Here is a 23,621-nt window from a genome sequence, read left to right as displayed (position 1 = left end):
TCAAGATAATTTCTTGTCACCACTTTAAAACCCACCTATAATTATATACTATGAGAAGTGTATTTACTCCTAACAGTTTAAAATAAAGACACAAATTATAAGGGGGAGAAGCATGCAAGCAGTTGGAATTGTTGTTGAATATAATCCTTTTCACAACGGACATGCTTATCATTTAGAACAGGCTAAAAAAGCAGCACAGGCAGATCTCGTAATCGCTGTTATGAGCGGCACATTTTTACAACGTGGAGAACCTGCCATGGTAGATAAATGGACACGTACTAAAATGGCGCTTTCTGGCGGTGTAGATATTGTTATTGAACTGCCTTATGTCTATAGTACAGCACCTGCTACAGATTTCGCAAAAGGTGCCATTTCCTTATTAAGTGCTGTTGGTTGCAACTCTTTTGCCTTTGGAAGTGAAGACGGCTCTATACAGCCCTTTCTAAACACTTTCGAGCTGATTGACAGCCACCGTGCAAAATATGACCTGTTCATTAAAGACAGCCTTAAAACAGGTGCCAGCTACCCAAAAAGCCTACATTACGCCTATGAACAGCTTTCTCAGATGTATCCTGCTCCATACATCGATCTTGCACAACCAAATAATATATTGGGCTTTCATTATCTTGAAGCAGCAAGGGCACTTAACAGCAACATTAAACCATTAACAATTCCTCGCGTTGCAGCAGGATATCATGATGCATTAAAGAAAGACGCATCGATCGCCAGTGCCACTGGCATACGTAAAGCCCTTGCCTCTACAAATTCTTTACAAAGTGTACAAAATGTTGTTCCTACAGCTACTTTTGATTATTTAACAGACTGGCATACAAAGTATAACCAATTTGCAAGCTGGGAAACATTTTGGCCGTTATTACAGTTCACCATTATAAGACATACCCCTTCAGAACTTACTCGTTATGCAGAAGTAACAGAGGGCATAGAAAACGCAATTGTAAAGGCAGCCAAAAGCAGCTCTACATTTTATAGCTTTATGGAAAAAATAAAATCTAAGCGTTATACTTGGACCCGCCTTCAACGGATGATAACACATATCTATACAGGGTTTACCAAAAAGCAGCTTCAAAGTTTTAACGCGCCCTCTTTTATTCGGCTATTGGGTATGAGTTCGACAGGACAAGCTTATTTAGGTCAGCAAAAAAAGAATATAGAATTACCCTTAATCAGTCGAGTTGCAGCTACAAATGATGCGATGTTAGCTATCGATATACATGCAGCAGAGCTTTATAATTTAAGTATCGAGCAAGGAACAAAGGATTTTACGCTGCCGAAGGATTATCAAACACCACCTATTCGTTGCTAAAGACATCAAAAGGGATGCTAAAGTCCTTTTAGCATCCCTTTATATTATTTTGGTTGAAGTTGCTTTAAATAATTGATAGCATCGTCAACGCTCTTCACTGGAACGATTTTCATTTTTGTTTTAATCTCTTTGGCCGTTTTGACAGCCGTTGCATAATTCGATTCTAGCTCTGGATACTTCGATTTCATTTCTTGAGAGATTTCATCATCTGGTGCAAAAAAGATTTCCATGCCGTCACGATCAGCGGCAATAACCTTATAGTCTATTCCACCAATTCTTCCAACAGATCCATCTATTAGCATTTCACCTGTTCCAGCAATTGCATAGCCTTTTGTTAAATCTTCATCAAGTAATTGGTCTAATATTTCAAGTGTAAACATCAGTCCAGCAGAAGGTCCCCCTATATCCTCTGTTTTCATCGTCACTTTCGGATTAGTTTCAATCGATTTGCTTTCAGTATAAGAAATACCTAAACCCGCTCTATGTTCTTGGGCGTTAGGAATTTCCTGTAGTGTAATAGTCTCCTGGTGTTGTTCTTCATTACGTATAAATTGAATGGTTACCTTATCGCCAAGCTGCTTAGGTTTTAATAGATCCACAAGCATTTGCTGGCTAGTTATTCTTTGTCCATCAACCTCGACAATTTCATCACCAGCTTTTAAAATACCGTCCGAAGCTCCTCCGTCTAAAACGTTTAATATGAATACACCATTAAAAAGAACCTTTGTCTCTAGCCCTGCTCTTTGGAAGGCTACATATTTGGCATTAAATTGTGAATCAGACATTAACTTTAACTGTCGAATATTATATTCCTCATCATCCTCTAAAGGATTTCGTACTTGTTCAATATCCATTAGCTTTTGATATTTTTGAACTTTCGCCCACAAATACGAAAATGGTGTGGCTTGCTGCATAGCAACTGTCATTAAACTTAAAGACCCCTCACTATCTGCCTCTTTACTATCCACAGTAACAAATTTACTGACATCATAGGCACTTCCAGGTTTCATAATATACGCGTCTAGTCGGTATAACATCATAAAACAAATCACGACTATCAACACTGCATAAATACTAATTTTTTTCTTCACTTGAAAACACCTCCTAGGACGCTTGTAAAACCATACGTTCATGTTTTTGCCTTTCTCACATATATTGATTTTAGCATTTGCCTATGTGAATGACAAAAAGTTGAAACGAGATGATAACATGTTTGCTACAATTCAAATAGTGCTCTGCGTAATTCTAATTCTCTTACTCTTGTTATTCCCACAAACCGCTCACAGTGGTACTGATTTAGGCTTAAATCTTTTCATGGAAGCACTTTTTCCGTACTTATTGCCGTATCTTGTGTTAACACAATGGCTTCTGCGTTTAACAGCCCCTATGCGTACCAAAACAAAAAGGGCTTCTTTATACGTACAAGCCTATATTATTAGTGCTCTTGGAGGCTATCCAACTGGCGCAACCACTATTGTTTATTTGAAAAATAGTGGTCAATTACACCCTAAAGAGGCAAATTTCTTGCTAGCTGTTTGTCATGCACCTAGTCCACTTTTTGTATTAGGTTTTGTAAGCCTTGATTTACTACACAGTAATACGTTTGGATGGTTGTTTTTATGTTTACTACATACGTTTAATATTTGTTGCCTAGTAACTGGCTACTTTTTCTTTCGCAAAACTGATTCACCTAATATCTCCGTACACAACACACCACTCTATAGTGCTCCATTTTCGGAAAGTATTAAAGAAACAGCCCCAACCATTCTACTAGTTGGTACAACCATCATCTTTTTCACAACGATTCAAACCATTGTACAACAGGGCTTAGATCAGCTGATACCAAAGCTTCCCTATACGATTGAGCTTTCCATAGCAGCTGTTCTGGAGGTAACGAACGGTCTTAAAATGACAGTTACAGCATTTCCAGATCTCCCCTATATCCATTTACTTGTTGTGATTTTGTTAACGATGCAAAGTATAAGTATTCACTTACAAATTTTTGTTATCGCCAAATCTGCAAAACTTTCTGTACGACCTTATATTAAATTCCGCCTCCTTAGCATAATCATTGTACCAACTATTTATGCTCTATTTTTTCTAAAATAACAATCGGTCTAAATATCAAAAAAGAGGATGTCATCGTTCTTTTGACATCCTCTGCATCCTTATTGTGTAAAACCATATTTTTCTTTTAAAGCCTTTACGACACATGTAGGGACTAGCTCGTTAACATCACTACCGTATTTCGCAACCTCTTTTACTATACTAGAACTTAGGAATGAATATTGATTTTTCGTCATGATGAAAAAAGTTTCGATTGTTTCATCAAGGAAACGGTTCATAGATGTAATTTGCATCTCATATTCAAAATCTGAAACTGCTCGTAAGCCACGAACAATTGCCTTCGCCTTTTTTTCCTTAGCATAATCAATCAATAAGCCTGAAGAACTCTCTATACGAACATTAGGTAAGGTTTTTGTCACTTCAGCCATCAAAGCCATACGTTCCTCTACAGAAAACAAAGGATTCTTTGCTGAATTGTTTAATACTGCTACATATACGATATCAAACACATCAGCCGCACGTTTAATTATATCTAAATGGCCAAATGTTACAGGGTCAAAACTTCCAGGAACTACAGCAATTTTTTCAGACAACTTATTCTCCCTCTTCCTCTGTACAGCGATAAACAGAAATAATTGTTCCGCCATAGGTTTCTTGTCTTGTTAAAACAAACTCCCCAAAATTTTGAGGTAATCCTATCTCTTTTGCATGTTCACATAAAATAATACCATCTTGTTGTATTTTACGGTTATCGACCAAAATCTGTACGAGGTCATAATATTCCTGCTGATGGTAAGGTGGATCTAAAAAAACGAGTTTAAATGTAATATCACGCTTTAATAGCGCTTTCACAGCGCGCTTTGCATCTATACGAAAAAGCTCTGTATATTCTTCATAACGGCATTTTTTTATATTTTCTTGTAGCACCTGGAATGCTTTAGGATCTTTCTCAATAAAAATAGCACGTTCTGCTCCTCTACTTAATGATTCAATCCCCAAGCCACCGCTTCCAGCAAACAGATCTAACGCTAAACCTCCATCAAAAAATGGCCCAATTATATTAAAAATGGACTCCTTTACTTTGTCAGTTGTAGGCCTTGTCGTATTTCCTGCTATTGCTTTAAGCGGCATTCCTTTGCGCTCTCCTGCTACAACTCTCATATCAGCATCTCACCGTACTTTCGTCTATATAAAGTATTTTGCAGCGAAAGGTTGGCCCTCCGCTGCAAAAGTTATTGTTGCTCTTGTTTTAATACTTGAATACGCTCATCCTTTTTTTGTAGTTCAACTAGGAATAATCGCTGTAACCAAGCTTCTTCTACATAATAATGATCAGCAATCTTAATGATTGGTTCAGAGATAGTCGAATACCTACGCTGGTTGAATACATAAAATCCAGGCTCTTTAGGGAAACGGAATGTACGATGCTCACTATTTACATAATAGCCATTCTTTCCTTCCGCAGCTGAGTAGCCGAGGTAAGGCAATAATGTATCTGCCGTATACAATACCTGTCCCTCATAGAGAATAACATGAACATCTTCCTTCAATGTATCATCCACATAGACATCACGTGCATCCTCAAATAAAAGTGGATAGGTTCCATTTTGCTGAGCTGCATTTAATGTAAAATAAGATGTCTTGGCATCTAATACCTGTGATAAGTACTTGTCCATTGTATCTGGTGAAATCGATTCATCTCCAAGCTTTTTCAATGTTTCCTGCCAAGCTTGTTGTTGAGCATCCGTCATGTAATCATTTAATGTCTTGATGATTTTCTTTGTTTTTTCTCCACCAATTGGATCGCTTATTAAATAGGATGCCACAACCTCAGGCAACCATTCTGGGGAATCTACAAAATTATATTGTGATTTGATTTGTGATAAAATTACTTCTTGCTCTACAGCTTGTGCAGTAAGTGTTGGTAAAAATAACAATCTTTCGTCATGAACTGCTACTGGACTTTTTTCTTGAATAATTGCAATATGCTCATCACTTAGAAGCTGTAAATTTTTTAATGACTTTAGAAAATCATTAGGGACTTCTTGCTGGGCATAAATTGATAACACCGGTGTCTGTTCTTGCGCTTTAAGCTCCCCGGCTTGCCAATATAAATCTTGAACAGTACCGTTTCCTCTAAACATTGTGTAATTGACAAGTACAAGTTGTTGTTGACCTACTAGGGGCAAACCCGTAACCCATTGTCCTTTCACCTTACTGTCTGTAGAAATTGAAACAATTGAATACGATGCTTCACCATTTATTAGTGTAGCAAAAACATTTTGAAGGAGCATCTTATTTTTTAAGCCACCCTCAATTGGAATTATGTATGACACAGATTGTGATTTTGTCTCCCCTTTTGCAAAGTAAGAAACTTCATCTGATAAACGATCACAGCTTTTTTCATTTTCAATAAAGCAACTAGCGTTTGTTGCTTTTTCTGGCCATTTAATTTTCACCTTTTGATTTGGTAGGTTTTTAAAATGTTGACGAATATCTAAGCTATTTTCGCGATAGACAATTTCTATTTCCTGAGAATAATGAAAATCCCCTATGCCTGTTTCTAAATCAGATGAATAAGCATGGTATTGGAAAAATACCGTTCCTGTAATGATTAGTGCTAAAATAGAAAAAAAGCTTAATGCAAATTTCATGTGCTTGACCTCCCGCAGCATGATACTATGAATAATGGAAAGGATGTGCAATTATTATGCCACAACAATTTATAGAATTAGGTGAAGGCTATGGTGATGTTTACGAGCTACTCGAAATTATTAAAACCAACCAGGAACGTTTTCATCAAGCCTTTTTACTAACATCTACAAAAGAAGACAAGAAGGTGATTTCTTTAGCTGTCGCCCTTAAACCAGTCGGCGAAAGTAAGTTCATGCCTATTTATATTTGTCGAGAAGGCATCCCATACAATGAAGAACAGCCAACACAGCGACAAAAAATGTTTGAAGCACAAATAGAACAACTCGGTCGAAAAGCAGTAGTTGTAGAAATAAAGCACTCATCTATATTTTCGGAATCAAAACTATTTTATCAATACTTAATAGGTATATTAAGACTAAATAACTATATACCTGCATTAACATAAGTTTATAGACCTACTTTGTAGTCATATTCCTTTGCTTTATCTGGTTTTGCATTTTCATATTCAGTTTTTACAAAAGGACGATAAGACGCCACAACGTCTTTCACAAATGGAAGGCGTTGTAGTTTTGTTGTCATCATGTCAATATCCTCACGATCGCAGTAAAGCACTACGTATTTTTGCCTTCTAGAAATATAAAGAACATGACCATATTTCCGAAGTGACTTCGCATGTTTTAATTGATGGACGTAAACGATTAGCCCTTGTCGTTCGTTCATAGTGGATTCCCTCATTTCTTACATAAAAGAATACCATAGACCAGAAAATGATAGCAACAGAGTTTAGCTGACAGAACGCTCAATTTTCCGTTATAATGGAAAAGCATACGACGTTGAACATCGTGAAGATGAATCAGTTGTTTTAATTAAATTCAATTGTAGCATCATTACAGGAACAGAAGAATGCTGAAAGATGATCATGCCTCAAATGAACCCTTTACAAGACATTTGCACCTCCATAATGATTGTTTTTCAAATAGGATGGCAAAAATCGGCATAAAAAATCATCATTCACTTATATAACTAATTTTAATAGTAGGTCCTGTACTTACTACTATTGATTAAACAATGAATTCACTACTACTTTTTATATGAGGATAATTGTTAAGGAGGACGAATATGGGTAAGAAAACAAAAATTGCGCTTGCAATTGCAGCAGCAAGTGCAGCAGCTTGGGCAGGCAGTAAAGCTATTTCAAAACCACAGCAACGCGAAGGTAAACAAGCATTACAATTCGAACGCCCCATAATTCTTGCACATCGTGGCGGAGCTCTTTTAGCACCAGAACATACAATGGTTGCATTTGAAAAAGCTGCACAGCTAGGTGTCGATGGCTTTGAAATCGACATTCGCCTAACAAAAGATGAGGAAATTATTGTTTTCCATGACGAGACAGTTGAACGTACAACGGATGGCTATGGTCTCATTGCAGATATGACGTTGGCAGAAATCAATGCCTTGAACCACGGCTACCAATTTGAAGATTTAGAGGGAAATTTCCCATATCGAGAGGATAAATTAAAAGTCGTAACTTTACGAGAGTTGCTTGAAGCCTATCCAAATATGTTAATCAACATTGATATCAAAGATGCTCCTGATACGTACGAAGGGAGTCTGATGCCTTCTAAACTTTGGCGCTTAATTGAAGAACTTCAAGCTGAACATCGTGTTGTTGTGACAAGCTTTTATGGTGAGCAAATAGATCGTTTTAATTTATATGCTCAAAATCAAGTAGCACTTGGTGCAGGTGAATCAGATGTCAGAAAAGCATTTGCTTCTTTCTCAAGTCAGTTTGGACATTTATATCACCCTAAAGTGGATGTTTTTCAAATTCCTCCAAAGTCAGGGGTTATTGCATTAGATTCTCCTAAATTTATTCAGTTTTTAAACAACCTCAATATTCCTGTCCACTATTGGACAATCAATGACCTAGATACGATGAAAAAATTACTCAATAATGGAGCAAAGGGCATTATTACAGATCGTCCGGATATTGCAGTTGAGTTATTACAAGTTCAAGAGTCTAAATAAGACTAGGAATGAAAGGGAAGCACACTGAACTGATGTGCTTCCCTTTCATGTAAATGTTAGATCCATTATTACTTCCCATTACAGTAATACTTAAGTTAAATAATCTATGATTGCATCAGTTACTTCTTGTAGTGTGGCAGCTCCACCCAAATCAGGCGTTTTTATACCCTGCGCTAATGTTTGCTCTATAGCATTCAATATCCTTGTTCCCACATCTTGATAACCAAGAAAATCGAGCATCATCTTACCTGTCCAAATTTGTCCAATAGGATTGGCAATTCCTTGACCAGCTATATCTGGTGCAGAACCATGGACAGGTTCAAACATTGATGGATATAGCCCTTCAATGTTTAAATTTGCTGCAGGTGCAATACCAATGCTTCCCATAATGGCACCGCCTAGATCTGTCAAAATATCCCCAAATAAATTCGATGCTACGATAACATCAAAATTTTCTGGCTTCATCACTAAAAATGCCGCTAGTGCATCAATATGATTAGATGCTTGACCTACCTCTTCATATTCTTTTCCTACTTGAGTAAACACTTCATCCCAAAAAGGCATGCTATATGTAATCCCATTTGATTTTGTAGCACTTGTCACATGGCCATTACGTATTTTGGCTAATTCAAATGCATAGCGCATCGCCCGTTCTGTACCCTTTCTTGTAAAAACAGCATTTTGGATTGCCACCTCTTCTTGACCACTATGTATTCTTCCTCCGCTTTCAGCATACTCCCCTTCAGAATTTTCCCTTACAACAATAAAATCGAAATCATTTGGTTGTCGTAAAGGTGATGGTAACCCTTGAAGTAGCTTTGCAGGTCGTACATTAATAGATTGCTGTAGCTCACGTCGAATTTTAATGAGAAGGCCCCATAATGATACATGATCCGGAACCAAGTTAGGCATACCAACTGCACCTAAAAATATTTGGTCATACTGTTTTAACAGCTCTATGCCATTATCAGGCATCATTTTTCCTGTCTCTAAATAGTATTCACAGCCCCATGGAAAAATTGTCCATTCAAATTGAAAGCGTCCATCTAACAAAGCTGCCTGATCAAGAACTTTTATTGCAGCTGGCACAACCTCTTTTCCTATTCCATCCCCAGGTATTACGGCAATTCGATAAGTTTTCATTAATGCTTCCTCCTTGAATTTAATTATAAAAAAGACTGTAAACTAACTCAGTTGCCTTCGAGTTGTCTACAGTCTAGAAGAGATATGTTATATACAAATCCTATTTACGCTGAGCAAGAGCATGAACCGCCCGAGCCACATCCACCTCCGCAAGATGAACCAGATGCAAAGAATGGATTACTAACAGGAACTTTTACCGCTTCAGAGACCGTTTTTCCTATTAATAGGCTAATCTCATCCAGTAAATCCTGAAAATCGTTTTCAGCAATTTTCAAGGCTGAAACTTTCTCATTTAAGTCAAGTGCCCTTTTCTGTTGGCGAATCGACTTCATAATTGTATGATAGTCCGGATGATATTTTCCGAAACGTTGTACATCTTCGTACTGCTCTTTCATGCGATTAAATGCATATATAGCCTCTACAATTTGTGCATCACTATATACAGCTTCATACGCTTGTTGTAGCGCCATCGCAGGTTCTGAGGAAAGAATCATCTCACAAAGCGCTTCCGCCTCATCCAAAATGATTACCCAGTCAGAGGTCATCATCATCTTTAATTCCCCCAATCTCTTTCCCATCATAACAGATTTTATGGTAATTTTACATTAATGATAATTTTAATGAAAGAGGTTTTCCAAATGATGACAACATCTAAGGAGCAGGTTGAACAGTTAGTGGCCGAGATTTTACAAGACAGTACCGAGGAAGATGAAGAAGTTTTATTACATCTTTTAAATGGCCTACGGGAGAAACAGCAAGGCATTCACCGTCGTTATATTAATGCTACTTTACATATGGTAGGTAAATTTGAGCCTGAGGTCAGTGAGGTCCGTATCCCTATTACACCGGTCATTCATAATACGATAAAGGTGCCACACGGAGGTATTGTTGCAACGATTGCCGATGCCGCTATGGGAGGGCTTGCTTCGCGCTCTGTGCCTGAGGGCTATAATGTAGTTACTACGAACATGAATATATCGTATATTGCTACAACTACAAATAAAGAATTGATTGCACGTGGTCGTTTTGTTCATAAGGGACGCCAAACGCTTGTCATGGAATGTGATGTTGAAGATGAGACTGGTCGAAGGCTTGCCATTGCTACAGGATCTTTCTTCGTTATTCAGCGTCGTCCGTAATTAAACTCGCAAAATAGTCTTTAATACATTGTTGATCGGAAAAAGGGAACTTTTGATTTTTAATTTGCTGTGTTTGTTCATGCCCTTTTCCGGCAACAAGGACAATGTCTCCCTTTTCTGCCTTTGCTAATGCTTGATGGATCGCAAGTTTGCGATCTAAATAAATTTCATAATATTGTTGCTCTGTAAATCCAGCAATAATACTTTCATTAATCACAATAGGATCTTCATCACGAGGATTATCTGTTGTTAAATAAATAACATCAGCATATTTACTTGCTACTGCCCCCATTGCAAAGCGTTTCGCCTTGTCTCGATTTCCTCCACAACTGAAGACAAGGTAAATTGTTTTAGAGCGATCAAAGGTTTGCAATACCGCTTGCAATGCTTCTGCTGTATGGGCATAATCTACATAAACATCAATTCCTAATGGATTTTCAATCTTCTCTAGCCTGCCCTCTGGTAGCCTTAACGACCACATATGTCCAACTATATCTTCCATAGGGACACCTAAGCGCCATACAGCCATTAAGGATGCAACAGCATTTTGGACATGGTATTTACCGACAAAAGGAATTTCTACAATATGCTCACTCGCGGAAGTCTGTAAACAAAGTACGGTTTTTCCAACTGATTCACTGACGATTTGAATATGTAAATCATTGTGATTATCAAAACCAAATGAGCAAGATTTTTTCTTATCATAAATACCAACAGAACGGCAAAAATTATCATCTCCATTTAATACTAGCTTTTTTGATAAATCCGCTAAACGTTTCTTGGCACGTTTATAAGCTTCTAAACCTCCATGATCTTCTAAATGATCTTCTGATAAATTTAAAAATACACCACAGTCAATGTCACAATGATCGAGCCTATGCTGCTGCAACCCCATTGAAGAAGCTTCTAATACAACATGGGTCACACCTTTTCGCACACATTGCTTAAGAATGGGGTGTAATTCTTTAGCTTGCAATGTTGTTAATTGCTCATAAGCCGTTTGTTGTTTCTCACCATTGATGAAAAAGCCAACCGTTCCAATAACTGCTGCATGTTTATGTAGTGCATTTAGAAGCTGACTAACAAAATGGCTCACTGTCGTCTTTCCATTTGTACCTGTAATAGCGATAACAGTTAAAGCTTCTGCTGGAAAAGCAGCAAGCTTCGCACTTGCATACGATAAAAATAATGCTGTATTTGGAACCCATACAAAAGGAATTTCTTTATCTATTATTGGCAAAGAGATACTTTCTTCTGAAACGATGGCAGCAGCTCCACGTGCCAATGCCTCTTTGACAAACCGACTTCCCGATGTTTTTTTACCTTTTCGCACAATAAATATATCACCAGGTTGTACCGCCTGTGCATAGTCCTCTACACCAGTAATTTCTGTCCGTATAGATCCTCCCGTCACGCTACATGGCCAGTCTTTTAATAACTCTGCTAATTGCAAACCTCATTCCCCCTTTCAGTTCTCTATCATATGATGGCGTTTGTAACGGTGTGACGAAAAATGTAGAAGCCTAAAAGAAGGAGAAACTCCACATAAAAAATGAAGACAAGCCCGTCTGTTGAAAGCTTGTCTTCATCTGAATATTCTTCTGTTATGGTAAGGTTTGATTTGATTTATCTGTAGATTCTTCGCTATCTTGTTTTTCATTTTTCGTCTCTTCATTATCTTGCTCTTCTCTACCCACTTCTTGTGTAGTAGGTTCAAGATATATTTGCGTATAATAATCTACAAAGGCGCCAGAACCAACGCGTGTATATCGATCATTCAAAAGAACTTTTCTATGTTCAGGAGAATTTGTCCAGCCATGCATGGCTTCAATCGCATCAAAATAAGCAGTTGCCAGGTTTTCGTTCGCTTCACTATACTCGATTTTTTGCGTCTGTAATCGTTTTTTTAGATCACCATAGGTTGGAGATTCATGCGCTAAAAAATTTTGCACCTTCATGTCCTCACTATGCATTCTTGCTGCTTCCTCCAATGATTCATCCATTTCTAAAGGAAGTAAATCATGATGGACTCTTGTTACATTTAGCAAATCGTCTAATTGTTTAGCACTAGCCACATCAATTTCTTGCTGTAAGAAAGAGGAAGGTGGAGCACGTCTAACAAGCTCCCCTTGATAGCTCATTTCATATGGCTGATGAAGGACAAGTGTTTCACTGTCTGTATATCGTATCCCTTGCAACTCACTTGTCTCCCTATCTATGTAAAGCTGTGCATAAAGACCATCAAATTTGATAAGCAGCCTTGTTTGCATATCTTCTTCACTCATTGAGAAAATGAAAATATTTTCGCCTACAGTGGCGGCTACCTCATAATCAATGATCGTCATTCTGTATATTTCATCACGTTTTTGGCCTACTTTAAAAGGAAATGCATCAATTTCTTGTCCTGCTATGTAAATTTGTGTCACAATATTATTATCAATACCAATCATAAAAAAAGTTGAAACGTCTTCATTGTAGACCCACCATTGATAACCGAATGAAGACGGCTCTTTTCTTGCAGGCTCCCCATATTGTTCTAAAACAGTTTGTGTGCCTTTTCCTATCAATGTGGATATACCCGTTTGTGGACGTGTCATTGCTCCTATTGCAGGTTCCTGCTTTAGCTGTGTTTGAGGTATGATATTCGAATTGGTATTTGGGCCTTCTAGTGGCTCATTTTCCTTAGGGGTATTAAAAAACATAAAACCAATTAATGCAACTGCACCACAAACCATTAAAATGCGGAATAAAGCTTTCATACAGGGCTCCTTTTCATCACCATTATTGTAAGTTATTATATCAATTGTAATTGGGTTGACACAATGTTGTCATTGCAACAATGTCGAATATGCTCTATTATAAAAATGAGCGTATACTTTGTACGAGAACCTAAAGGAGGACTATACATGTATTTTGAAAATACTAACCTTGAAAATTTAACAGCTGATCAAGAGCTACTTGTCAGCATTATGAAAAAACATGGTTTAGAATGTGATGGCGGCTGGGATTACGAGCGTATGACATTTGATAAACGATTCGATACTCGTGAAGGTCGTTTTTACCTACGCGTATTCGCATATGCTATTTCTGGTGACGTAGGTGCACACGATGCTATCCTTACATTAATGAAACCAGTCCTTGGTAAATACTATTATCCGCATGGTGTTGAATATGGCGATGACGAGGTTTATCCAGCACACCTTGTAAAAAAATGTGAAGAAATCTTAAAAAAGGTTAAATTAGAGTTAGATCAATTCTCAATCGAGCCTACAAATAAAAATAACTTTGAACCTGTTAACGCACGCTAATCTTTCGTACATTGAAGTGACGGCAAGTAAGCGTAAATAGCTTCATGGTTGTAAAAAGACTGGTGGTCCAGTCTTTTTTTATTTTGAGTAAAAAAAATTTTTTTTCTCATACTACCTATATCTATTACAAGATGTAGGTGAGAAAAATGTTATCATTTTTTAATCGTCCTTTTTTTCGTCATCCCATTATTGTTATTGCAATGGGTATACTGATCCTTTGGTCCATCTCCATATCATTACCAATTTTACTTGCCTACTTAACCGCGTTATTGTTAGAACCAATCATCGTTCGAATGAGCAAACGGTTTAGAAAAAAACGGAAAATCGTTGTCTTCTTCTTTTTTTTGTTTTTTCTAAGTATATCTTTATTATTATGTACACTTATCCTTTATATAAGCTGGAAACAATTTTCTTCCTTTATTATTGATATACCTGATTATCTTAATCAATTGTCTGCCCTATGGATTCAAATGCAATCTAAGCTCAGCAATTACACCTATCATTTACCGGTAGAGCTAGTTTCACAAATTCAATTTATGATTGCAAAAGCTTTAGCATCCATCGAAAAATTTTCTTTATCCTTAACGAACGTCAATGTTTGGTCAACGTTACTAACATATATTCCCACACGTCTTTTTGATATATTTGTTTATTGGATTGTGTTGTATATGTTGCTTTTAGAATTACCAACAATTAATCGTAAATTATTATCGCCCGTTCCTTTTCATTACCATCAAAAAATTATCTTTATTGGCCAACGTGTTAAGCTAGCCTTATTTGGATTTCTGAAAGCTCAATTACTTGTAGGGATAGGGATCTTTGCTATATCATTCGCTGCGTTTTATTTTTTAAAAACACCATTCCCTATATTGTTAGCACTTTTACTTGTTGTTTTAGACTTTATCCCTTTTCTTGATTCATTTATTTTATTAGTCCCATGGGCAATCTATCAGGTCTTTGCTGGCGATTATTTATATGCAGCTGTCTTAATTTTACTAACCATTGGACAATTTCTAGTCCGACGAATGATTGAGCCAAAAATTATTGGCGATAAAATTGGACTTTCTTCCTTGAATACCTTTATTGCCATGTTTATTGGTTTTAAAATCTTTGGATTTATTGGAATATTAATTGGTCCATTACTGGTTGTTGTAGTGCTTTCACTATTCCAACCAACTATAAAAAATCTCCCTCCTGCACAGAAATAAGGAGGGAGATTTTTTTAAAATCCTAAAATGGCTTTAATTACTGATGTTGTTTCACCAGGCTCAAATAAAATATACAATAATAAATAAACTAATACACCAGTTATGGCAACAAAGAACCAAATAATACTTGTAATTGGCCCAATTCGTCTGTGTAATTTAATGTTCATTTTCAAACCTGAAATAATACTAACGATACCAAACACAGCTCCAGATGTCGCTAAAATAATATGGAAAATCAAGAAGAACGTATAGTATGGTTTTAAATCTTCTCCACCGCCAAAAGCCGTATTTCCAATAAAGATTGTACGGGACGCATAGATGATAAAGAAAATAAGTGCTGCAACACCTGCAGCAAGCATCACTTTCTTATGTCCCTCTACATTTCTTTTTATAATTAAGCCCCACCCTATCGCTACTAGTACAGCACTAATAACGATAAACGATGTACTAATAGTAGGCAAAATTTGCAATTCCATTGTCAAAACCCCTTACACAAAGTAAATTTCTATTCTTCAATTAATGTTGCTGTTGACTTTCCCACTTCTTTTGGTGGGCAGCTAAAGCGTCAGCAGTGATTTTATCTGGATCTTTTTGCTCAGATCGATACCATCTTGTGAAGATCGTACCAATTAGTACACCAAAAATAAGCTCTTGTAGGATTTTCATTAACACGCCACCTAATTGCTGATCTGCAACTGGTTTCATGTCTGTAAATAGCTCTGGTCCAGATAAAGATAATCCTGACAATGTAGAGGCTGGTACACAAAGCTCCATTGCCTTTAACCATGCATCACCGTTTGTATATGTCTCATACATTGCATTTGGCGCAAAGATGATTAATCCACAAGCAGGTGTAATTAAAACAGCATTAGCAATAATATACGCCAATTTATGCAAAGGCTTCATTTGATTACTATTTGGCAAATTTTGAATTAAAGGCCAGTACATAAACACTGCAGATAGAAATAATACAAATGTATAGGTACCATGTAATGTTTCATTTAATTTAATGTAATCCAATATGGACGGTAAATGATAGAAAGAAAATAGACCGATAAATACAAAGACAGCAACAACTGGTAATGTTAGCACTTTAAACAAAGTTCTAACTACAGGTGCCTCAATAGCCACCTTCCAAACCCACCAGGGAATCCCTTTAATTAAGAAAATAGGGACCAGCAATAACAGAATAGCCATTTGCACCATGTGCATGGTAAACATAATATGAGCCATTAAATCAATCGGAGATCCTTTGATAATATAGATGGTAATCATAGCTAAAACAAAGTAAATAGCTTCACTTTTTTTCAAAGGTTCACTTACTTTAAAATCTTTACGCCACTTTGTTGTGACTAAAAAATAGATGATTGTTATAAAAACAAGAACCCCTATTAAATACGGGCTCCACAATGCTTGGAAACCAAATATACTAAGTGGCATATGGAACGCACTCCTTTAAACTTCAGTACTCCTATTATAAAACGCTTACAGCTATACTGCAATGAACGAAAGGTGAACAAATGTTAAGTTTCAACAGTGTTGCCTCTTTGGATACCTAAATAACCTCAAAACATAAGAAAAGCACGTTCGTACAAAATAACGAACGTGCTTTTTTGGTGATTACCACCAAATGATTGTTAAAAATGCTAAGAAGAATGTAAATGCGATTAAAATTCCCATCCACATGAAGAAACCAATAACACCACCAAAGTGAGTTTTTTTATCTTCTAAGTGCATGAAAGAATAAAGTTGAAGTACAACTTGAACGCCAGCCAATAATAATACGAATGGCATAATTAAGTATTTAGAAAAATCAGCTGCAACTACTGCGAATGCGATAAAAGTGAAGAAAATCATAATCGCAAAGTTGATTACTTGTTTACGCATATGAACGGCATTATGATGACGATCATACTCATACTGTGCCTGTGACTTAGCAACTATAGGTGTATCGTGTGAAGACATTATCCGATCACTCCCATCAAGTATACTACTGTAAAGATAAATACCCAAACTACGTCGATAAAGTGCCAATATAAAGCAGCAACGAAGAATTTAGGTGCATTGTACAGGTTTAATCCACGTTTAGCATTACGGATCATTAAAGTACCAATCCATACAAGACCTAAAGTTACGTGGAAACCGTGTGTACCAACTAACGAATAAAACGCTGTTGCGAATGCAGATTGATTAAATGTAAAACCAAGGTGCACATAGTGGTTGAACTCATAGATTTCAAGTGCTAAGAATCCAAGACCTAAAGCTAATGTAATCGCTAACCAAGTTTGCATACCTTTAAAGTTAAAGTTACGCATATGGTAAATTGCATAAACAGATGTTAGTGATGATGTTAATAATAACATCGTCATAGCAAATGCTAATGGTAATTCAAATAAACCTTGAGTTGTGAACTCCATGCCAGCTGGCCCTTTGTTCTTAAGCGCTAAGTAAGTAGCGAATAAACTTGCGAAAAGTACAACTTCACAGGCAAGGAAAATCCAGAAACCAACGACTTTATTTTTACCTTCCATCGTAGCTTGTTCAGGATGATCTGGCCAAGTATGAGGAGTAAATTTAGTATTGAAATCCATTATTTATTTCCTCCTTTGCCGTAAAGATGTTCTTCAATTTCAAGAATTTCTTCTTTGTGTAAATGGAAACCATGATCGTCTTTAACAGAACGAGCAATCATCGCACCAAATGTAATTGCTAAACCAATGATTAATACATAAATAGACCATGGCTTATCTGCATCTGGATTGTAAAGTGCACCAAATGCTGCAATAAACATACCTAATGAAATAACGAATGGAATCGCTGAGTTATTTGGCATATGGATATCACCTAGTGGCTCAGCAAATGTTACTTCTTTATTACCTTCTTGTTTTTCAATCCACCATGGATCTAAACCACGAACAAGTGGAGTTTGACGGAAATTATAGAATGGAATTGGTTGTGGAATTGACCATTCTAAAGTACGTCCATCGCCCCATGGGTCGCGTCCTGCTGGTTTGCCCTTAATAGACATTAAGCAGTTGATTACCATTAAGATAACCCCTACACCCATCATTAATGCACCGATTGTAGAGATATAGTTGAATTGATCCCAACCTTGACCTTCCATGTAAGTGAATACACGACGTGGCATACCCATCAAACCTAAGAAATGTTGAAGGAAGAATGTTAAATGGAATCCGATAAAGAATACCCAGAAAGTAATTTTACCAAGCGTTTCGTTTAACATACGGTTGAAGAAAATTGGCCAGTAGAAGTGCGCTGAACCGAATAATGCTGTAACGATACCACCAACGATTACGTAGTGGAAGTGAGCAACGATAAAGTAAGAATCATGTAATTGATAGTCAAGAGGTGCAGATGCTTGCATGACCCCTGTAACACCACCCGCAACGAATGACGGGATAAATCCAAGTGCATAAAGCATTGGTGTTGTAACTTTAATAGATCCACCCCAAATAGTTAGGATCCAGTTGAATACTTTCATACCTGTTGGAACCGCAATTGCCATTGTTGCAACAGCGAAGATTGCGTTTGCTGTTGGCCCAAGACCAACTGTAAACATATGGTGAGCCCAAACCATGAACCCTAAGAAACCAATTAAAATTGTAGCGAATACCATTGAAGAGTATCCGAACAGACGTTTACGAGAGAACGCTGGAATAATCTCAGAGAATAAACCGAATGCTGGTAATACTAAGATATAAACCTCTGGGTGTCCGAAGATCCAGAATAAGTGTTCCCAAATAACTGTGTTACCACCCATTGTATGGTCAAAGAAGTTACCACCGAACATACGGTCAAATAACATCATTAATAAACCAATTGTTAATGGAGGGAATGCGAATAAGATTAAGGCACTTGATACAAGAGCAGTCCAAGTGAATAATGGCATACGCATAAATGTCATACCTGGAGCACGCATTGTAATAATCGTAACGATAAAGTTAAGACCTGAAATTAATGTACCTGCCCCTGAAATTTGTAAACCAAGAACATAGAAATCAATACCATGTCCTGGAGAGTATAAAGATAATGATGCATAAGAAGTCCAGCCCGCATCAGGAGCGCCACCCATAAAGAATGACAGGTGAAGGAATACTGCACCTAGGAAGAATAACCAGAACCCTAATGAGTTAAGGAACGGGAATGCAACGTCACGCGCACCAATTTGTAATGGTACAAGCATGTTCATAAATGCGAATAGTAGTGGCGTAGCAGCTAGGAATAACATTGTTGTTCCATGCATTGTTAATAATTCATTGAAAAAACCAGCTGATACGAAATCATTATTTGGTTTCATTAATTGAATACGCATTAATAATGCTTCAAAACCAGCGATAGCGAAGAACAATGTACCGGCTAATAAATACATCACTGCTAACTTTTTATGGTCAACAGTAGTGATGTAATCCCAGACAGCTGCTCCAAAGCCCTTTTTCTGTGTGTATGAGCTCACAACTTTTACCTCCCTCAAAATTTGTTACATAGAACGAAAATTATTTTTCTACTGATAAGCCCATGATGTAAGTTGCAAGAGCTTCAATTTCTTCATCAGATAAATTACCGTAGATAGGCGCAGTGCCTTCAGCATTCATCATTAAGTTACCTGGTTTAAATTCCTCAGGGTTTTTAATCCAAGCTTTTAAGCTTTCTTCATTATGCTCTAAGAAACCAGCAACACGGTTACGGTCACCAAACGTAGTTAAGTTTGGACCTGGTGTACCGCCTGCTCCTGAACCAGAGATAGCATGACAGCCTAAGCAGCTATTAGCAAAAGTCGCTTCACCAAGATCTGTTGAAGCTTTGTCAGCAGTTTGTCCTTCAGTTGCTTTCATTGCATCAACCCATGCATCAAATGCATCAGGGCTTAATGTTTTTACTTTAAAGTCCATTAATGCATGTGAAGGTCCACATAATTCAGCACATTTTCCATAAAATACGCCATCTTTAAGATCTTTTGATTCTTTATCGAATACTAAGTAGAATTTGTTTAAGTTTTCCACGTTTGTATCCATTTTACCGCCTACAGCAGGAATCCAGAATGAGTGCTTAACATCGGCAGCTTTTAAATTAAAGTAAACTTTTTCACCTGTTGGTACCACTAGCTCTTGAGCCGTTACGATACCTTGGTTAGGATATTCGAATTCCCACCAGTATAATTTTGCCGTTACATTGATCGTTAGGGCTGTTTTGTTCCCTTCTTCATCTACCTCATCCATTGCAGCAACATCTGCAAATTTATAAGTAGTTGTAACAACTGGTACAGCGATAATTAATAATAAAATAATCGGAATAACTGTCCAAATCACTTCTAACGTATGACTACCCTCTACTTGCTTAGGGATAACATTTTCACCTACGCGTGCACGACGGTATTTTAGGAATGCAAGTAAATAGATAACAGATACTATTACTACTACTAGCGTCATAATTACAGTAGTTAACAGTAATAAATTTAATTGTTGTTTACCTACTTCTCCAGATGGTTTTAGTGTAGAAAGATAATCTTCACCACAACCTGAAAGGAAAACCATCATCACTGCTAGAAGTGAAAAAAGACGCCATTTTTTAAGCCCTTTCATCATAGCTTAATTAAACCCCTCTTTCTTTGTTGTATTTTCATGTGTACCTAGGACATCAGTTCTGTCTATATGAATTCTTATAAAAAGAAAGAATCCCTAACTTTAGCTAAACACCGCAAATATTATGATGGCTACAAATAGTATGGTCATATGATTCAACGAATAAATAAACATTTTATTTGCCCATTTCATATCATCTTTTGTTGTAAAGCCTTTCAGAGCTAGTATTAACCAACCCAAGTTCAATGCAGTAGCAAGAGTTAAAAAGCCAATTCCAAGCTCTGTTAAAAGGAAAGGTAACGGTAATAATAAAAGAATCCAGAATAACATTGAGTACTTTGTACGTTTAAATCCCTTTACAACAGGTAGCATTGGTATTTTAGCTGCACGATATTCCTCAGTCCGTTTCATTGCAAGCGCATAGAAATGTGGCGGTTGCCATGCAAACATGATAAGGAATAAGGCTAGTGCTCCTGGACCTAAGGCAGGCTCAATCGCTGCGAATCCAATAATAGGAGGAATAGCCCCCGAAATACTACCTACAACCGTGTTACTAACATGCTTCCTCTTTGACCACATTGAATACAGAACGACATAAGCAAATATTCCTACTAGTCCCCACATGCCGGCTGCAAACGATGCCGCAAATAACAAAATTTCACCTACAATTAAAAATGAGAGGGCAATGGTCAACACAAAGTTTGGCTTAAATCTGCCTGTCACTGTCGGTCTTGCCTTAGTTCTTTTCATGATGGGATCTATATCCTGATCAATGAAGTTATTCATTGCACCTGAGCCACCAATGATTAATGCCGCACCCAGCATGGTGTAAAATATGACATCAAGCTCTTGCAAGAAATGTCTACTAGTAAACTGAAAAGCCAGCCACATCCCTGTAAACGTTGTGACAAGATTCGAGTTAACGATTCCAATTTTTATTAGTGCTAAGAAATCTTTTACAACAGATGTTGTTTCTGGACCAGGATTTCTAGTAGCCGCCAGTGTACGACCGTTTGACATAATACCTCTCCTTTCATTTTTGTAAGCATATTCCGCTAACAATAACTATAGCGAAATTTGCGATTGATTTCTAGACATTAAGTGAAATTTAGATGAAGTTGTAAAAATTAGTTTTGTCTAGAAATATAATTAAAAACAACATATCTATAGTAAAACATTTTCTAAAATGAATTGTGAAGGTTAAAGCACGAAATTATGAACAATTTGTGAAATGGAATCGACATCTAGTAGTCCCTTCTCTTTACAAGTTGTTTTTTATACGTATTTTCGATATTATCTAGTAGCAGAAACATTACGTTCTTGTAATGTTGATAGATAAAGTAGGTGACTCATTTTATGCAACACAACAGGTATTTGAAGTGGTTTGCTGTTGCCGCTACAGTAGGGATGCTCCTTATATTACTAGGTGGGGCTCTCGTTACCAAAACAGATAGTGGCCTAGGCTGTGGTCGAAACTGGCCTGATTGTAATGGATCTCTTATTCCAAAGGAGATTACACCGGAAGTCCTTATTGAATTCTCACATCGTCTCGTAACAGGAGTTGTATCTATCTCAATTCTTGTGTTAACCGTTTGGACATGGCGTAAGCTCGGACATATTCGCGAAGTAAAACTATTAGGTTTCCTAGCAATGTTTTTCTTAATTGCGCAAGCTCTTATTGGAGCAGCTCAAGTATTATGGGGGCAAGGTGATTTCATCTTAGCACTTCATTTTGGGATATCTCTGATTTCCTTTGCCGCTGTTCTTCTTCTCTCTATGATTGTATTTGAAGTCGATCGGAAATTTGATGCCGATAACGTATTTATCGGTAAAAAGTTACGTTGGCATACAATTGCTGTCACAATTTATTCTTATTTAGTCGTTTATACTGGGGCGCTAGTTCGACATACAGATTCGAGCTTAATTTGTCCCGATTGGCCATTTTGCTATAATGAAACACCTTTGGCACCCCCGAATAATATGTATGAATGGGTGCAAATGGGACATCGATTAGCTGTTCTTATTATTTTCATTTGGATAGCATACATAACTTGGCACGCTGTAAAGGAATATAAACATCAACGTGTTATCTACTATGGATGGATAATTGCCTTTACTATAGTAGTTTTACAAGTTATTGCAGGTATGTTAGTAGTTCTTACTAAACTGAATTTAACGGTAGCTTTACTGCATTCATTATTTATTTCCCTTTTATTCGGTTTATTATGCTATATGATCATGCTAGTTGCTCGAAGTAATTATAATGAGAAAAAGAAATAGCCCAGAAATAGCCCATTAAAAAAGATTCGCCACCAAAGATGTGTCGAATCTTTTTTCTATGACTATTTTTGTTTCTTCATAGCTTCAGTCCCTATAATTCCAACAATTAAAATAATCATGGATACCAGTGCATAATCTTTAAAAAATGTTGTAAAAGGAATGTCGAAATATCGACAAATTAGCGTTACGAGACGGCCTCCTAATAAAATTAAACCAATGACTAACATCCAGTTAAATAGCGCTCTAAGCATTTTTTGGCCCCTCTACTTTCATTGCTGTCCATATAATATTTGTTACTTCGAGACTGTAATCCTCTGCCGCAATCGCAAGCGGTCCCCCTATAAGCATATATTCACCAATCGCTCCTTGAATTACTTTTGCCATTACATTGACAGAGCGAACACTAAAAGTCCCCTGTTTTTTACCATCTTCCAAAATATTACATAATGCCGTCAATAGTGGGTCTTCCTCTTCATCTGGCAGTTTATAGTAAGGGATGTCATGTGCAGTCCGAGCGTTGAAGACAATTTCTAATAATGCTGCATTTTCTTTTGGGTGTGTCGCTTGATAAGCAATGCTTGCCTCTATGAAGTTTGCTAATTGTGTGACAGGGTCACTGGCAGTATATGTTTTTGTCAAAATGAAAGTTGTGGATTGCTCAATTAGTGCTTGCAGACTTTGGTTGATTAAATCTTGTCGATCTACAAAGTGATAAGAAATTAATGCTGTGCTAATAGAAGCACGTTTAGCGATTTGTGCTAAACTTGCCTTTACATAGCCTATATCATCAAGTGTCGCTATCGTAGCTTCAATAATTTGCTGCTTTCTTGCTTCCTGAATAAAGGTATTTTTATTGTTATCCATAG

General features: G+C 37.0%; 26 protein-coding genes. 8 read left to right on the top strand and 18 right to left on the bottom strand.

Annotated features, from left to right (window positions below):
• The first annotated feature begins 112 nt into the window (after positions 1-112).
• Positions 113-1,324 (top strand): nucleotidyltransferase, encoded by a 1,212-nt coding sequence (locus B3D98_RS06800; protein ID WP_054549855.1) that lies wholly within the window; start codon positions 113-115, stop codon positions 1,322-1,324.
• Between the two features lie 44 nt (positions 1,325-1,368).
• On the opposite strand, the gene B3D98_RS06795 is transcribed toward B3D98_RS06800, so the two are convergent.
• Complete coding sequence (locus tag B3D98_RS06795) at positions 1,369-2,415, bottom strand: SepM family pheromone-processing serine protease (protein WP_288581959.1); 1,047 nt, start codon at positions 2,413-2,415, stop codon at positions 1,369-1,371.
• Positions 2,416-2,533: 118 nt separating this feature from the next.
• Here B3D98_RS06795 and B3D98_RS06790 point away from each other — a divergent pair, with 118 nt between their 5' ends.
• A complete protein-coding gene (locus tag B3D98_RS06790; RefSeq protein ID WP_231595723.1) occupies positions 2,534-3,433 on the top strand; it encodes a hypothetical protein in 900 nt (299 codons plus the stop codon).
• Positions 3,434-3,492: 59 nt separating this feature from the next.
• Here the strand turns inward: B3D98_RS06790 and coaD are convergent, their stop codons facing one another.
• The 3 genes from coaD to B3D98_RS06775 form a co-directional block, all read right to left on the bottom strand.
• Positions 3,493-3,984 (bottom strand): pantetheine-phosphate adenylyltransferase, encoded by a 492-nt coding sequence (gene coaD / locus B3D98_RS06785; protein WP_004224812.1) that lies wholly within the window; start codon positions 3,982-3,984, stop codon positions 3,493-3,495.
• 1 nt (position 3,985) lies between these two features.
• Positions 3,986-4,552, bottom strand: coding sequence for a 16S rRNA (guanine(966)-N(2))-methyltransferase RsmD (rsmD, locus tag B3D98_RS06780; RefSeq protein WP_048394681.1), 567 nt, complete (start codon positions 4,550-4,552; stop codon positions 3,986-3,988).
• Between the two features lie 71 nt (positions 4,553-4,623).
• Entirely contained in the window at positions 4,624-6,045 is a 1,422-nt protein-coding gene (locus B3D98_RS06775) for a hypothetical protein (protein WP_048394682.1), read from the bottom strand.
• A gap of 56 nt (positions 6,046-6,101) precedes the next feature.
• Between B3D98_RS06775 and B3D98_RS06770 the strand changes: the two genes are divergently transcribed.
• Entirely contained in the window at positions 6,102-6,491 is a 390-nt protein-coding gene (locus tag B3D98_RS06770) for a DUF7147 family protein (protein ID WP_036077099.1), read from the top strand.
• Positions 6,492-6,493: 2 nt separating this feature from the next.
• Here B3D98_RS06770 and B3D98_RS06765 read toward each other — a convergent pair whose 3' ends face one another.
• Entirely contained in the window at positions 6,494-6,766 is a 273-nt protein-coding gene (locus tag B3D98_RS06765; RefSeq protein WP_004224806.1) for a YlbG family protein, read from the bottom strand.
• Between the two features lie 399 nt (positions 6,767-7,165).
• Here B3D98_RS06765 and B3D98_RS06760 point away from each other — a divergent pair, with 399 nt between their 5' ends.
• Positions 7,166-8,077 carry a glycerophosphodiester phosphodiesterase gene (locus B3D98_RS06760; RefSeq protein WP_048394685.1) on the top strand — a complete coding sequence of 304 codons (912 nt, stop codon included), beginning with the start codon at positions 7,166-7,168 and terminating at the stop codon, positions 8,075-8,077.
• 90 nt (positions 8,078-8,167) lie between these two features.
• On the opposite strand, the gene B3D98_RS06755 is transcribed toward B3D98_RS06760, so the two are convergent.
• Entirely contained in the window at positions 8,168-9,220 is a 1,053-nt protein-coding gene (locus tag B3D98_RS06755) for a tartrate dehydrogenase (protein WP_054549853.1), read from the bottom strand.
• 104 nt (positions 9,221-9,324) lie between these two features.
• Positions 9,325-9,771, bottom strand: a complete 447-nt coding sequence (locus B3D98_RS06750; protein ID WP_004224800.1) for a YlbF family regulator — start codon at positions 9,769-9,771, stop codon at positions 9,325-9,327.
• Positions 9,772-9,858: 87 nt separating this feature from the next.
• On the opposite strand from B3D98_RS06750, the gene B3D98_RS06745 reads away from it, so the two are divergent.
• Positions 9,859-10,359 carry a PaaI family thioesterase gene (locus B3D98_RS06745; protein ID WP_066037197.1) on the top strand — a complete coding sequence of 167 codons (501 nt, stop codon included), beginning with the start codon at positions 9,859-9,861 and terminating at the stop codon, positions 10,357-10,359.
• Here B3D98_RS06745 and B3D98_RS06740 read toward each other — a convergent pair.
• Both B3D98_RS06740 and B3D98_RS06735 read right to left on the bottom strand, forming a co-directional pair.
• Positions 10,340-11,812 carry a UDP-N-acetylmuramoyl-L-alanyl-D-glutamate--2,6-diaminopimelate ligase gene (locus B3D98_RS06740; protein ID WP_048394690.1) on the bottom strand — a complete coding sequence of 491 codons (1,473 nt, stop codon included), beginning with the start codon at positions 11,810-11,812 and terminating at the stop codon, positions 10,340-10,342. The genes B3D98_RS06745 and B3D98_RS06740 overlap by 20 nt on opposite strands.
• Before the next feature lie 151 nt (positions 11,813-11,963).
• A complete protein-coding gene (locus tag B3D98_RS06735; protein WP_048394693.1) occupies positions 11,964-13,118 on the bottom strand; it encodes a CAP domain-containing protein in 1,155 nt (384 codons plus the stop codon).
• A gap of 147 nt (positions 13,119-13,265) precedes the next feature.
• Between B3D98_RS06735 and B3D98_RS06730 the strand changes: the two genes are divergently transcribed.
• Both B3D98_RS06730 and ytvI read left to right on the top strand, forming a co-directional pair.
• Positions 13,266-13,667, top strand: a complete 402-nt coding sequence (locus B3D98_RS06730) for a YugN family protein (protein ID WP_103117537.1) — start codon at positions 13,266-13,268, stop codon at positions 13,665-13,667.
• A 146-nt stretch (positions 13,668-13,813) separates the two neighbouring features.
• Positions 13,814-14,875: a sporulation integral membrane protein YtvI gene (gene ytvI / locus B3D98_RS06725; protein WP_103117536.1), complete on the top strand. Its 1,062-nt coding sequence runs from the start codon at positions 13,814-13,816 to the stop codon at positions 14,873-14,875.
• A 14-nt stretch (positions 14,876-14,889) separates the two neighbouring features.
• Here ytvI and B3D98_RS06720 read toward each other — a convergent pair whose 3' ends face one another.
• The 7 genes from B3D98_RS06720 to cyoE form a co-directional block, all read right to left on the bottom strand.
• Positions 14,890-15,351 (bottom strand): DUF420 domain-containing protein, encoded by a 462-nt coding sequence (locus B3D98_RS06720; protein ID WP_016992774.1) that lies wholly within the window; start codon positions 15,349-15,351, stop codon positions 14,890-14,892.
• 40 nt (positions 15,352-15,391) lie between these two features.
• Positions 15,392-16,315, bottom strand: coding sequence for a cytochrome c oxidase assembly factor CtaG (gene ctaG, locus B3D98_RS06715; protein ID WP_054549850.1), 924 nt, complete (start codon positions 16,313-16,315; stop codon positions 15,392-15,394).
• A 180-nt stretch (positions 16,316-16,495) separates the two neighbouring features.
• The gene (locus B3D98_RS06710) at positions 16,496-16,840 is read right to left on the bottom strand and encodes a cytochrome C oxidase subunit IV family protein (RefSeq protein ID WP_004224789.1); all 345 of its coding nucleotides are present in this window, start codon (positions 16,838-16,840) and stop codon (positions 16,496-16,498) included.
• A complete protein-coding gene (locus B3D98_RS06705) occupies positions 16,840-17,466 on the bottom strand; it encodes a cytochrome c oxidase subunit 3 (protein WP_004224788.1) in 627 nt (208 codons plus the stop codon). The genes B3D98_RS06710 and B3D98_RS06705 overlap by 1 nt, the downstream gene beginning before the upstream one ends.
• Entirely contained in the window at positions 17,466-19,349 is a 1,884-nt protein-coding gene (gene ctaD / locus B3D98_RS06700) for a cytochrome c oxidase subunit I (RefSeq protein WP_004224787.1), read from the bottom strand. Before ctaD ends, B3D98_RS06705 begins: the two co-directional genes overlap by 1 nt.
• Positions 19,350-19,389: 40 nt before the next feature.
• The gene (coxB, locus tag B3D98_RS06695) at positions 19,390-20,478 is read right to left on the bottom strand and encodes a cytochrome c oxidase subunit II (RefSeq protein ID WP_016992772.1); all 1,089 of its coding nucleotides are present in this window, start codon (positions 20,476-20,478) and stop codon (positions 19,390-19,392) included.
• 99 nt (positions 20,479-20,577) lie between these two features.
• Positions 20,578-21,495, bottom strand: coding sequence for a heme o synthase (gene cyoE / locus B3D98_RS06690; protein ID WP_288581936.1), 918 nt, complete (start codon positions 21,493-21,495; stop codon positions 20,578-20,580).
• Positions 21,496-21,831: 336 nt separating this feature from the next.
• Here cyoE and B3D98_RS06685 point away from each other — a divergent pair, with 336 nt between their 5' ends.
• Positions 21,832-22,755 (top strand): COX15/CtaA family protein, encoded by a 924-nt coding sequence (locus tag B3D98_RS06685; RefSeq protein WP_048394700.1) that lies wholly within the window; start codon positions 21,832-21,834, stop codon positions 22,753-22,755.
• Positions 22,756-22,817: 62 nt separating this feature from the next.
• Here the strand turns inward: B3D98_RS06685 and B3D98_RS06680 are convergent, their stop codons facing one another.
• Positions 22,818-23,006 carry a hypothetical protein gene (locus B3D98_RS06680; protein WP_004224783.1) on the bottom strand — a complete coding sequence of 63 codons (189 nt, stop codon included), beginning with the start codon at positions 23,004-23,006 and terminating at the stop codon, positions 22,818-22,820.
• Positions 22,999-23,619, bottom strand: coding sequence for a TetR/AcrR family transcriptional regulator (locus tag B3D98_RS06675; RefSeq protein WP_115673800.1), 621 nt, complete (start codon positions 23,617-23,619; stop codon positions 22,999-23,001). Before B3D98_RS06675 ends, B3D98_RS06680 begins: the two co-directional genes overlap by 8 nt.
• Between the last annotated feature and the right edge of the window lie 2 nt (positions 23,620-23,621).

Source organism: Lysinibacillus sp. UBA5994, from assembly GCF_002429725.1.
In the GTDB taxonomy this organism is placed as follows: domain Bacteria; phylum Bacillota; class Bacilli; order Bacillales_A; family Planococcaceae; genus Lysinibacillus; species Lysinibacillus capsici.
This window is presented reverse-complemented; position numbering and strand designations above follow the sequence as displayed.